Source organism: Acinetobacter sp. UNC436CL71CviS28 (assembly GCF_000620525.1).
In the GTDB taxonomy this organism is placed as follows: Bacteria; Pseudomonadota; Gammaproteobacteria; order Pseudomonadales; family Moraxellaceae; genus Acinetobacter; species Acinetobacter radioresistens.
The window spans coordinates 14091-26604 of record NZ_JIBB01000012.1 but is presented as its reverse complement, the minus strand read 5'-3'; the positions used below and the strand labels follow the sequence as shown (position 1 = coordinate 26604).

The 12514-nt window shown below is 42.0% G+C and carries 13 protein-coding genes; 6 read left to right on the top strand and 7 right to left on the bottom strand.

Going from position 1 to position 12514, the window contains the following annotated elements; all coding sequences use genetic code 11:
• Positions 1 to 18 precede the first annotated feature (18 nt).
• The 4 genes from N518_RS0106125 to rluB all read left to right on the top strand — a co-directional run bounded on the left by N518_RS0106125 (position 19) and on the right by rluB (position 2851).
• Positions 19 to 288 (top strand): hypothetical protein, encoded by a 270-nt coding sequence (locus N518_RS0106125; RefSeq protein WP_005018862.1) that lies wholly within the window; start codon positions 19 to 21, stop codon positions 286 to 288.
• 237 nt (positions 289 to 525) lie between these two features.
• Complete coding sequence (locus tag N518_RS0106120; protein ID WP_005027523.1) at positions 526 to 1317, top strand: segregation and condensation protein A; 792 nt, start codon at positions 526 to 528, stop codon at positions 1315 to 1317.
• The gene (gene scpB, locus N518_RS0106115; RefSeq protein ID WP_005027526.1) at positions 1314 to 1904 is read left to right on the top strand and encodes an SMC-Scp complex subunit ScpB; all 591 of its coding nucleotides are present in this window, start codon (positions 1314 to 1316) and stop codon (positions 1902 to 1904) included. The genes N518_RS0106120 and scpB overlap by 4 nt, the downstream gene beginning before the upstream one ends.
• A 41-nt stretch (positions 1905 to 1945) precedes the next feature.
• Positions 1946 to 2851 (top strand): 23S rRNA pseudouridine(2605) synthase RluB, encoded by a 906-nt coding sequence (gene rluB / locus N518_RS0106110; RefSeq protein WP_005027528.1) that lies wholly within the window; start codon positions 1946 to 1948, stop codon positions 2849 to 2851.
• A gap of 48 nt (positions 2852 to 2899) precedes the next feature.
• Here the strand turns inward: rluB and bioD are convergent, their stop codons facing one another.
• The 6 genes from bioD to ftn all read right to left on the bottom strand — a co-directional run bounded on the left by bioD (position 2900) and on the right by ftn (position 8150).
• Positions 2900 to 3544 carry a dethiobiotin synthase gene (gene bioD, locus N518_RS0106105; protein ID WP_026444063.1) on the bottom strand — a complete coding sequence of 215 codons (645 nt, stop codon included), beginning with the start codon at positions 3542 to 3544 and terminating at the stop codon, positions 2900 to 2902.
• A complete protein-coding gene (gene bioC / locus N518_RS0106100; protein WP_026444062.1) occupies positions 3541 to 4323 on the bottom strand; it encodes a malonyl-ACP O-methyltransferase BioC in 783 nt (260 codons plus the stop codon). Before bioC ends, bioD begins: the two co-directional genes overlap by 4 nt.
• Complete coding sequence (locus N518_RS0106095; protein ID WP_005018849.1) at positions 4320 to 5477, bottom strand: 8-amino-7-oxononanoate synthase; 1158 nt, start codon at positions 5475 to 5477, stop codon at positions 4320 to 4322. Before N518_RS0106095 ends, bioC begins: the two co-directional genes overlap by 4 nt.
• Positions 5464 to 6756 (bottom strand): adenosylmethionine--8-amino-7-oxononanoate transaminase, encoded by a 1293-nt coding sequence (gene bioA / locus N518_RS0106090; protein ID WP_026444061.1) that lies wholly within the window; start codon positions 6754 to 6756, stop codon positions 5464 to 5466. Before bioA ends, N518_RS0106095 begins: the two co-directional genes overlap by 14 nt.
• 105 nt (positions 6757 to 6861) lie before the next feature.
• Positions 6862 to 7578 carry a transporter gene (locus N518_RS0106085; protein WP_026444060.1) on the bottom strand — a complete coding sequence of 239 codons (717 nt, stop codon included), beginning with the start codon at positions 7576 to 7578 and terminating at the stop codon, positions 6862 to 6864.
• A gap of 107 nt (positions 7579 to 7685) precedes the next feature.
• Positions 7686 to 8150, bottom strand: a complete 465-nt coding sequence (gene ftn, locus N518_RS0106080) for a heteropolymeric bacterioferritin subunit Ftn (RefSeq protein ID WP_005018842.1) — start codon at positions 8148 to 8150, stop codon at positions 7686 to 7688.
• Positions 8151 to 8683: 533 nt separating this feature from the next.
• Here ftn and otsB point away from each other — a divergent pair.
• On the top strand, positions 8684 to 9532 hold the full coding sequence (gene otsB / locus N518_RS0106075; protein ID WP_026444059.1) for a trehalose-phosphatase: 849 nt from the start codon (positions 8684 to 8686) through the stop codon (positions 9530 to 9532).
• Positions 9520 to 10956: an alpha,alpha-trehalose-phosphate synthase (UDP-forming) gene (locus N518_RS0106070; protein ID WP_026444058.1), complete on the top strand. Its 1437-nt coding sequence runs from the start codon at positions 9520 to 9522 to the stop codon at positions 10954 to 10956. The genes otsB and N518_RS0106070 overlap by 13 nt, the downstream gene beginning before the upstream one ends.
• Before the next feature lie 93 nt (positions 10957 to 11049).
• On the opposite strand, the gene N518_RS0106065 is transcribed toward N518_RS0106070, so the two are convergent.
• Positions 11050 to 12249, bottom strand: a complete 1200-nt coding sequence (locus N518_RS0106065) for an MFS transporter (RefSeq protein WP_034593708.1) — start codon at positions 12247 to 12249, stop codon at positions 11050 to 11052.
• Positions 12250 to 12514: the final 265 nt, after the last annotated feature.

The following is a 12514-nucleotide window of genomic DNA, read 5'->3' as shown; positions in this document are numbered from 1 at the left end:
GATGCTGAGGCAATTGGTATGAACCTTTTTAAAGTCCTTCTTGATTTAGAGAATTTTCCAGAAGATCACACTATTTATGCCGAGCTTCCTTGGACACTTGAATCTGAAACAATTGTCGTCTCAGAACCAGACTCCGGGAGCGTAACCCTAAACATTAAAGATATTAGCTATAGCTATTTTCTAGAAGTATATATAGCTGAAGAGCTGTTGATTAGTCTGACCAAAACAAACCTTTGTTTACGGGAGAGCTGTCAGAAAGTGATCGAATACGCCATAAATGATGCCTGACCTTTAAAAAGGCTCTTTACCAATTTCTATAGCTCACCCTATTCTTTCCTGCCTACCACGCAGGTTTATCAGTTTTTTTACATTTTTATGGTTTTTATAATTTATTCAGCCTGGCTTTTCTATTAGAATACGTTCACCTTATTTTTTGCTTTTTAGTGATCTCGCTTTCTTGCGTGCAAGATCCTAGAAGTTCTCCAGCTTTCATGCCTTTGAAAATTCGCGTGGCCTATAACCGAAATGAATCAAGCGACCCATAGTTCTATGGAACAGTTGCCTTATATCCGCGTAATGGATGAATGGCAGCACAGTATTCCAGATGATCTTTATATTCCGCCTGCTGCATTCGAAATTTTACTTGAACATTTCGAAGGTCCCCTCGACTTTTTAATTTACCTGATCCAGAAAAATGGCTTTGATTTACTGCAGTTAGATATCGCACCAATTGCCAGCCAATATCTGTCCTACATGGATAGCATGAAATCTCTCAACATTGAACTGACTGCGGACTATATGGTCATGGCAGCTTTGCTTGCAGACTTGAAGTCCCGACTGCTATTACCTAAACCTGCTGCTATAACTCTGGAAAAAGATCCCAAGCAGCAGCTGATTGACCGGCTCGAAAATTATTTGCGCATTAAACAGGCAGCTGAACGTTTAGGACAAATGCCAGTTTTGGAACGTGATACATTCAATGTGAATGTAAGTTTAGGAACAGTAAATAGTATTTATGAAGGCTATGAAGCTGCAAATCTGCGAGACGCGCTATATTGCATCTTTAACCGCCCTGAGCCTGTCGTTCATCAGATTCAGCAGGAACCAGTTTTACTTGAAGAGCGGATTGCCTATATTGAAGAATTGATTGAATCAGGCAAAAGCTTAAGTTTTGACGAGCTGCTCAAACCGAGCCAAGGTAAAATGGGTATGGTGGTGACATTCATGGCAGTTTTGGAGCTCACCCGCCAGCAGAGAATCCAGATTATTCATAGCGGAATAGAAGCACCCTTGACTATTCAGGGAGCAGTAGCATGACCATCGACCAAAGTGCAGCATTCTCAGTTGATGAGCTGCATCATGAAGTTCTGATGCAGCTTGAAGCCATTATTTTTGCCAGTGAAGCACCGGTCAGTCTTTTGAGGCTTAAAGAAGCTTTCCAGAACCAGTATAATAAACAGCAGTTGCGACAGTTTTTACAGCAGCTGGCTGTTTTACAACATGGCCGTTCAATTGAGCTGGTCGAAAGTGCTCAGGGCTTTCGTTTTCAGGTTCGTGCCAGATACAAACAGATTATTGCCCAGACTTGGCCGGAGCGGCCAACCCGGCTTTCCCCATCTTTGCTCGAAACAGTAGCTGTCATTGCTTATCATCAGCCTGTTACACGTGCAGATATTGAACAGATTCGCGGAGTTTCGAATAATAGCCAGATTTTGAAAACATTATTTGACTGGAACTGGATTAAAGAATCCGGTTTCCGAGAGATTCCGGGACGCCCCGCGTTGTTAGTGACGACGTCTCAATTTTTAAATGCTTTTGGCCTGGCTTCATTAGGTCAATTGCCTCCCCTGCAGGATGCCAAGGAAGCTTTCATGACGCTTGATGCTAATGCAGCAATGTCATGAATCGGTGGACTGTTGATAATTATTTCTAAGGTTATGCTGTCATGAGTGAAAAATTGCAAAAAGTCCTAGCACGTATCGGGCTAGGTTCTCGCCGTTATATGGAAGAGGTCATTGCTGCTGGTCGCGTAAGTGTCAATGGTCGTGTTGCTCAGGTCGGTGAGCGTATTGAACCAGGCGACGAATTGCGTATTGATGGGCGTAAGGTGCAATTTCAGATTGAAGATGAGATTCGTCGTCGCGTTCTGATTTACTATAAGCCAGAAGGTGAAATCTGCTCACGCAATGATCCAGAGTCACGTCCGACTGTATTTGATCATTTGCCTACAATCGCCAATGACCGCTGGGTTATGGTAGGCCGTCTGGACATTAACTCTACCGGCCTTTTACTGTTTACCAATGACGGTGAGCTTGCAAATCGTCTAATGCATCCTTCAAATGAGATCGAACGTGAATACGCAGTCCGTGTTATGGGCGAAGTTACCCCGCAGATCCGTCAGAATATGCTAAATGGCGTCGTGCTAGATGATGGCCCAGCCAAGTTTGAAACTTTTTCTGAAATTGGTGGTGATGGTATTAACCGCTGGTACCAGGTTGTGGTTAAAGAAGGACGTAACCGTGAAGTTCGCCGTATTTTCGAATCACAGGGTTTAAAAGTAAGTCGTCTTTTACGTACTCGCTATGGTACAGTTATTCTGCCGCGTGAGCTGCGCACTGGGCGCTGGATTGAGCTGGATAAAGCAGATATCGATAACCTGACCAAGTCGGTTGAGCTTAAACCGCGTCAAGGTACTGGCCTGTATGGCATGGCGAAACGTCGTACTGAACGTATGGCTGAAAAACCTATGGCAGCTCGCCGCGGTGGTTATTTGCGTCAACAGCGCCGCGAGAATGAAGGAACAGAACAAACTGCTGCACCACGCAAGCCTTATAGTCCGAAGAAGTTTTAAAACGGTCTTTTACTGCTTTAAACAAAAAAGTCGCCTTGGCGACTTTTTTTAACGGATCACCGGGATTTCAATCCATTCTGCTTCCGGGAAATGCTTTGTTATGTAAGCCCGTAGATAATTTGATGTATCACAGGCAATTAACGGGTCTTGAGAATCATCCATTCCATTATAGGCCACAGCAAACAGCTCTACCCCTCGGCTTTTCAGCAGCTCCAGACTCAGTAACGTATGATTAATACTTCCCAGACGCCCAGAGGTAACCAGAATAACAGGGAACTGATGAGCCGCTATATGATCAATAGTAAGCACATCATCTGTTAAAGGAACCATAAGCCCGCCGGCACCTTCTAGCAGCACTGCATCATAACGTCTAGCCAGTTCTTGAGTCGCAGCATGAATTTTATCCAGATCAATTTCACGCCCATCAATTTTTGTTGCAAGATGCGGCGAAGCTGGATAAGACAGAATTTCTGGCATCGTAAGCTTTTCTTCATCTTCGGCAAACCAGCCCATGCCCATAATAGTCCGGTGCTGTTCGATATCCTCCGAAATGTTGATATTTCCGGTTTGTACCAGTTTCTGTGTAATAGTACGGGTACCATGTTCATTCCAGATTTTGGCCAGATAACCAGTGGCAAAGGTCTTTCCTATACCAGTATCAATTCCGCTCACGAAATAAATTGAGCCTGTCATCGAACTCTCCGAGCTATACAATAAATTGGGTGGTAAGTTAATGGATATTGCTGTATTCCCTCATAAGCTGGACTCTTTACAAACTGCTGATACTGATCATAAAACTTGTATAGTGACTGCTTAGTCCAGCGATGCTGACTACTGGTTGCCGTTACGCCGGTCAGTTTTAAATGCTGGAGAACCTGTTTTGGATGCTCAAAATATAAGGTTTCCTGCTCTTCCTGTATTTCAAGGACTTCAAACCCTGATTTGCACATTTTTTCTTTTAGCTCTTCCAGACTGAGGTAGTTTAACCCCTGACCCGTTAAAGTTTTAATCTCACGCAAGTTTTCTGAACCAAAGCTTGAAAAACAAAACCAGCCCTGCGGTTTTAATGCCTCGCTGCATTTCTTAAATACCTGCTCCAGGTCATGCACCCATTGCAAGACTGAACTGGACATAATAGCGTCAAGTTGTCCCGGAAAATCAAGCCGTTCAATATCTCCAATACACCAGTCCAGCTGTTCAGCAGCAGAAAAATGCTGTCTGACCTCAGGATACAGATCATTAAGTATGAGCTGTTCAATCTGAAAGTTCTGTTGCAGTAATATTGTTAAGTGACCTGAGCCACAGCCCAGTTCCAGTACTCGAGGAATTTGTATGGCTATATGCCGGCGCATCATTTCAATTAATCGCTGGCAAATTATCTTTTGCGCGACTGCATGTTCAGAATAACTGGAGGCGGCTTTAGCAAAGCGCTGGGCAATCAGCCCGGTATCTATATGAAAATTTTGACTCACAGTAATGCTACCAATTGTTCAATTTCTTCTGGCTGAATTTGTGATGTCAGTGAGATTCTCAGTCGCGCACTATTGGCCGGTACAGTAGGTGGGCGTACTGGCATGATATAAAAACCTTGTGCCTGTAAATAGTTGGCTTTGTCTACCGCCGGCTGACTATCTCCGATAATAACTGGAACAATATGACTACTTGAGGGACAACAAAAACCAAGACTCTGAACTTTATGCTGTAAATGATGGCTTAAATTTACCAAGTGATCGCGCTGCTTCTGCATTTTTTGCATATGCTCGAAAACAAACCGAGTCCAAGCTATCGAAAGCGGAGGTAATGCGGTACTGAAAATAAGTGGACGCATGCTGTTAATCAGATATTCACGAATTACAGGTTCACAGACCAGATATCCTCCCACTGAAGCAAGTGCCTTACCAAAGGTGCCTACCAGAAAATCAATCTGGTTAATTACTGCATATTGCTCCGCACAGCCTAATCCCCGCGCTCCGCGGACACCAATAGCGTGAGCTTCATCGACATATAACATAACTTTTGCAAACTGCCGTTTTAGCGACACCAGCTGGTTCAGGTCTGTTTCATCGCCATCCATACTAAAAATAGATTCGGTGACCACAATGATGCGTTCATAAGTGTCATCTGCATGATACTTTTGCAAGAGTTGCTGTAAATGGTTTAAATCATTGTGACGGTACCGCAGGTATTTGGCTGAGGACAGACGAATTCCATCAATCATGCTGGCATGAACCAGTTTATCGGCCAGAATCAGAGTCTTACCATCACTTAATGCCGGTAAAATCCCTATATTCATATGGTAGCCACTATTGAACAGCAGCACTGCACGCCCGTCAAAAGCCTGGCTCATACAGGCTTCCAGCTGTTCATATTCCGGAAAATTACCAGTAAGCAAACGTGATGAAGAGGAACTGAGCCAGCGCTGTTCCAGAGGGCACTGATCAAAAAAGACCTGTCTTAATTCGAGATCAGCAGCCAGCCCCAGGTAATCATTAGAAGACAGATTCAGCATATGCTGGCCTGCAATTTCAATGATCCGTCCTTGTTGCCGGTTGGCCGTAAACTGGCGAAAATTCCCCTGCTGTCTTAACTGCTCCAGCTGCTTGGTATAATGCTCAAGCAGTTTCATGCTGAAGCTCCTGTAGCTGTTGCACTACTTCTACCAACTGCTGAAGTAAATAATCCAGTTCATTACAAGTGATGATATAAGGAGGCATCACATATACCAGTCTTCCAAACGGACGTACCCAAATTCCACGACGGACAAATTCCTGTTGTAGAATTTGCATATTTACCGGCACAGTTAGTTCAACAACACCGATAGCACCTAATATTCGAACATCCTCAACATACTCCAGTTGAGATAGCGCAGGTAAGTACTGTTTGAGTTGCTGTTCAATACGGCGGATGTTGGCTTGCCAGTCTTGAGCCAGTAATAACTGTGTACTTTTAAGGGCAACTGCACAGGCAAGTGGATTGGCCATAAAAGTAGGCCCATGCATAAATACCCCTGCCTCTCCCTGACTGATTTTTTCAGCAATCGCTTTACTGGTTAAAGTTGCTGACAAAGTCATGTATCCGCCAGTTAAGGCTTTTCCTATACACATGATATCCGGCTCAACGCCCGCGTATTCCCAAGCAAACAGTTTACCAGTGCGTCCAAAACCGGTAGCAATCTCATCAAATATAAGCAGGATCTGATACTTTTCACAAAGTAGCTTGGCTTGACGCAAGTATTCAGGATGATAAAAACGCATACCTCCTGCACCCTGTACAATGGGTTCCAGAATCAGCGCGGCAATACAGGTATGATGCTGTACTAAAGTTTGCTCTAGCTCTGCAATATCTTGCGGATTCCACTTTTCATCAAAAGCAGTTTGTGGAGCCGGAACAAAAAAACGGTTGGGCAGACTGCTACCAAAAATCTGGTGCATGCCGGTTACTGGATCACATACCGACATTGCATTCCAGGTATCACCATGATACCCGGAGCGAGGCGTAACAAAATTAGTCTTCTTCAGCTGGCCCTGTGCGCTCCAATACTGCACTGCCATTTTTAAAGCGACTTCAACTGCAACCGAACCGGAATCAGCATAGAAAATCTTATCGAGACCTGGTGGCGTAATATTCAGAAGAAGCTTGCCCAGCTCAATCGCAGGATTATGGGTCAGTCCACCAAACATGACATGTGCCATATCTTGTAACTGATCTTGAACAGCCTGATTTAATTCAGGATGATTATAACCATGAATAGTACACCACCAAGATGACATACCATCAACAAGCTTGTGACCATTCTGCAGTTCGATAGTTGAGCCATAGGCCCGTTTTACTTTGAAAGCTGGTAAAGGCTGAGTCATAGAAGTATAAGGATGCCAAAGATGCTCAAGATCAAATAAGTCAGCCATCCAACACCCATCCTTCACATTAAAACTATTATTTATATAACTCATCCATCTTAATAGCGTAAAGCAATAAAATAAATTGCGAGAAACAACAAAGTTTATATTTCCCTAAGTCATATTTAAAAAACTACAAATTTTTTTGCTAGTTAATGTAATTTCACTATAAGGAAAACCATGTCCAACATTAGGCAACAGTTCGATTTTAAGTAAATTTGCCTTTAAAAAATGAAAATCAGCGATAATCTGGCAGGGTATGAGCTGATCCTGTTCAGAGACGAGATGATACTGTCGACCTGGATATTTTTGTAAGATTGAAACTAAATTTAATTGCTCAAGTTGCTGTAAACCAGAAATCAGATTTATAGGATCATCAGTTTTAATAAAACTTTGTAGATATCTTATATCGTTACGAGCTGTAACTCCCCCTGCACCGACCAGATGACAAAAACGCTTTAGAGTAGCCTCCCTGTCATTCAGAAAAGCACCTTTAAATGCCTCAAAAGTTACACGAGACATTGCATTTGGCCACTCTACTGTAGCAACAAAGCACGGATTGGAAGCCAATGTAACCAGAATTTTAGCCTGACCGGTCTGTTCAAAAATCTTCTGAGCCAGAATAGTGGCAAGCTGACCTCCTAGCGACCAGCCCATTAAAATATCAGCTTTAACCGCTTTTTGAAGCACCCCCTCCAAAACTGCCGGTTTAAAACTGTCGAATATATCAATCAGTTCAACCTGAAAATACAGGTTTTCAAGAGCAGTTTTAAGTCCGGCTAAAGGCTGAAGGCCCAAGCCCCAGCCACTAATAAGTAAAATCTTTTGCATGCTTAATCTGATTTAATTGATCGGTTCTACTATAAAATACTGCTCAATAGAATACAGTCATTAAAAAGCCCAATCTTCTGACTGGGCTTGCTTGAATCATACAAATTTTAAATTTGAGACTGGATATAATTTTGCAGGCCAATCAATTCAATCAAACCTAACTGTTTTTCCAGCCAATATGTATGATCTTCTTCAGTATCAGACAACTGCTGGCGTAACATGTCACGGCTGATGTAATCCCCTTTTTCTTCACATAACTGGATACCACGGGCCAGTTTTTCACGCACATGATATTCAAGTGCAAGATCAGCTTTTAAGCAGGTGCAAACATCTGAACCAACATCAATACTGTCACGTTCCATATTAGGTGTACCGCCTAAAAACAGGACACGACGGATAATTGCATCAGCATGAGCTGCTTCTTCCTGCATTTCATGGTCAATTCTTTCGTAGATTTTACTCAGGCCCCAATCTTCATACATGCGAGAATGAATCAGGTATTGATCGCGAGCTGCCAGTTCGCCACCAATCAACATATTTAAGTAGTCTATGACTTCTGGATTGCCGCGCATATTCTTACTCCTCATCATTTTAAAGTTATTATGGGTGATTGGTATTTAGAATGCAAAATTAAAATTATGTAAGTTTATGATTTATATAAATTAAAAATGAGAAGCATACGCATTTGCATTTTATATCATCAATTAATTGGTTGTTTTCATAATAGATTTTTCTTATTTTGAGATTGGCGATTTTTTAAAGTCATTTAATTTATTTACAAAAAATTAAAAAAGTAATCTTATTAACTGCTGAGCTATAACTAAATACCTCTCAAAAACGGGTTTTAATATTATTTGAGTGAACTATATAAAGCAGCTGGATCCTACTTTTTATAAGTAATATAGAAAAAGCCAGGTCTTTCAATTTTTTAGACAGCACTCACGCAACATATCAAATTGGCTTATTTTTACTATATTGTTAATGTGAATAAAGTATGTAAAGGTTGTTAACCTTATGTAGGTTTAATAATAAATTCCGGCCAAAAGTCAACTTTTAATGATAAATAAGATAGACCATTTATCAGAATAATCAGGCTATTTGAGCAATGAACGAATCTGCATTTTCCTCTGCCACAGTACAGTTCTCTGCTGTTTTATTACAGAAGATGATTGCAGATGGTCATAAGGAAAATACTCATTATTGTTTGTTTCTCGATATTGACGGCACACTTTCTGATTTTCAGGATGATCCCGAAGATAGTTTTATTCCTGAAAATACATTAAATATTCTTCAGACCATTTTAAAGCTTGATGTGCCTGTTATTGCGGTAACCGGCCGACATGTACAGGTCGCCCAGTCTCTTTTTGCCCCCTTATGCATTCCGGTTGCTGGACTGCATGGGCTAGATATCCAAATTGATGCTCATACGCATTTCAAACCTGATCTGAGTCAGATTGATTTTGTCCGCTTGAGGCAGGATTTAGAAGCAGCTTGTGCACCTTATCCCCAGCTGTTAATTGAGGATAAACAGTACTCGGTTGCTTTGCATTACCGGCAGTGTCCTGAACTGGCAGACACAGCAAAGCAAATCATGCAGGTACTGCATCAATCTCATACGGCACTTAAAATCAATGAAGGTAAATGTGTTATTGAGTTACTTCCTCGACAAGCCGATAAAGGAGAAGCAATAAATACCATATTAAAGCATTTGGAACTTACTCAAGTTTTACCGATTTTTATAGGTGATGATAAAACCGATGAATCTGGTTTTAGAACAATAAACAACCATAACGGTATAAGTATAAAAGTCGGCCCAGGAGAAACCCAGGCTCATTATCGGCTCAAAGATATTAAAACAGTAGCTGATTTTCTTGCACTATTTTCAGAATTCTTAAAAACGCGTGTTTTGACACAGAATCAAACACCAAATGGAGAAAAAGCATGTCTAAACTAATCGTATTATCGAATCGTGTTAGTCTGCCAAATCCCGACAAGCCCGCTGCGGGAGGCTTGGCAGTGGCGTTACAGGATGCACTTGATGAAACCGGCGGGATATGGTTAGGCTGGAATGGCGAGCAAATCAATAATGATCAACAAGCCGAGTTTGGTCGCATTAATAATAAAAATGTAGAATATCTGACCTGTCCATTGACTCACCAGCAATATGAGCAGTACTACTGCGGTTTTGCCAATAATACACTATGGCCTGCGATGCATGAGCGCGCAGACCTGATTGAATGTAATGCAGAAGAATATGAAACCTATCAGCAGGTAAACCGCTTGTTTGCTGAAAAACTAAAAGATATTGCCCAGCCAGATGATGTGATCTGGGTTCATGACTATCATTTTTTTAGCGTAGCACGCTATTGCCGTGAATTAGGTATGCAAAACAAAATTGGCTTCTTCTTGCATATTCCATTTGCACGTTTAGCGATATGGCGCCAGATACCTATGGCAAACCGCCTCATTCAAGACCTATGTCAGTATGATGTGGTGGGTTTACAAACTGAACATGATCAGAACCTGTGTATGCAGGCCTGCACCACCCTACTTCAGGCACAAAAGATTCAGCAATACCTGCTTAGTTACCAGAAACGCATTACCACTATTAAATGTTATCCGATTGGGGTCAATCCGGATCATATTCAGAAAGTAGCCCGTCAGTATGCCGATGACTCACAGTCTGTTTTTGACTTTGATGCCTTAGGTAAACAGCAGACTATTATTGGGGTTGACCGAATTGATTATTCCAAAGGATTACTTGAACGTTTTAATGCATATTCCGACTTTTTAGCTACTTATCCGGAATATCACCGTCAAGTAACAGATTTACAGATTGCTTGCCCATGCCGTCTGGATATTGTGGCTTACCAGGAATTATTTAAACGTCTAAAAGAGAAGGTTAAAACTATTAATGCACAATTTGCTCAAGATAACTGGCTGCCAATTGAATGCAGTCATGATGTCGTCGCTCATGAGGCATTAATGGGCATTTACCGCAAATCAAGTATCTGCTGGATCAGTTCAATCCGTGATGGTATGAATCTGGTAGCAAAAGAATACATTGCAGCTCAGGATCCTGAAAATCCTGGTGTATTGATCCTTTCAAAATATACAGGGGCTGCTGAGCAGATGCCAGAAGCTATTATTGTTGATCCAGAAGATCCTAAAGCAATGGTTCAGGCATTAAAACTTGCGCTAGATATGTCTCAAGAGGAACGTACCCGCCGTTATCAAAAACTGATTGCGGGGCTTAAAGCTTTTGATATTAATGACTGGCGTAATGCATTTCTGGTTGACCTGCGTCAAAATAATGAATTGCAGAACTTTAAACGGCCTGGCCGTGATACAGCCAATCCAGTTTATCAATTGCTGTAGTGCCCTCAGTTTATATAGAAGTATTGTCCATAAAAAAACCGGTAAAATTCCAGCTTACCGGTTTTTATGTAGTGGCGTTTAAATAAGCTGACTTTAGGCGGGGTCTACTCGAGTAAACCGGTTTAAAATAGCTACAATAGCCAATAATACTGCCACACTCGCAAACATGATGGTTAAGCCGGTCATCTCACCAATTACACCGATCAATGCCGGGCCAGACAGAGATCCTGTATAAGCCATAGTCGATACACAAGATAGGGCTGCCGCTTTAGGCATAAAGTTCTGACGTCCAACACGTGAAAACATGACAGGTACGATATTTGAACAACCTAGACCAACCAGTGCATAACCTAACAGTACAATAAACCAATGTGGAGCCAGTACCACCACTGCTAAACCTGTAGCAGCACAGATAGCACTATAAGTTACAATATTTTTTTCACCCAGTTTTTTCAACAGGTAACGCCCCGAGAAACGGCCCAATGTCATGGCAATCGCAAAGAAAGTGTAAGCCAGCCCTGCAAAGGCGGGATTAACACCATATTTGCTGGTCAGGTAAATGCCACTCCAGTCCATGGCCGCACCTTCCGATAAAAATGCGATAAAGCACATTAGTCCAATCAGCAAGATAATAGGCGCAGGCAGTTTTTTGTGACTTTTTTTATGCTCTGCCGTGTCTGCTTCAATCTGTTCATCGCGTTCAATTTCACTTAATGAAGCTGGAACCGCAATAATGCTAATGACGAATAGCATAATACTTACTGCCAGCGCACTAATCAGTGGCGATACGCCAGCCGCTAAAAGCGCCGTTACAGTCATTACACCAGCCAAGCCACCTAAGCTGCACATACCATGAAAACTCGACATCATGGCACGCAGACTGTTCTTCTCTACAATAACTGCCTGTAAATTGAGGGCAACCCCAAAACTTCCTGCAGCTGTACCGAACAGGAACAGAGAAACCGCCATCATTACTGATGTATTCCAGACAGCAAGCCCCGGCAATACTAACAGTATCAACAGCGCCGCAAAGCCAATAATTGCACGGCAACCGATTCGTTGTACCAGAGCCCCAGTCGCAGGCATAGCAATCATTGACCCTACACCCATACAGAGCAATAACAAACCAAAATCAGCATGATTTAAATTTAGACGCTGCTGTGCAAATGGAATCAAGGGCGCCCAGGCCGCCGTTCCAAAGCCCAAGCTAAAAAAGTTCAAACGTGTAGATAGACGTTGTGCACTCAGTTGAGCTGCGCTATCTAAAACTGCTGTTCTGGAGAAAAGTATCACAGTGTGCCACCACCATTAAAAAAGACCTTGGTATTCCATTCCAGAGAATTCCAATAGAAAAACCCCTACCGGTTTGTAGATATATCTACTTATTGGCAAGGGCTTTTGATGGCGAAATTATACACACTTACAAGAACAATACATCCATTTCAAAATATTTTTTCAGTCTTTTTTGTAACTGTAAAAGTCTTACTACGTAAGGCTTTGAAAACATTTTCAATGCACTAAAAAACAGCATGAATGTGGATAAACCATGTAATTTAAT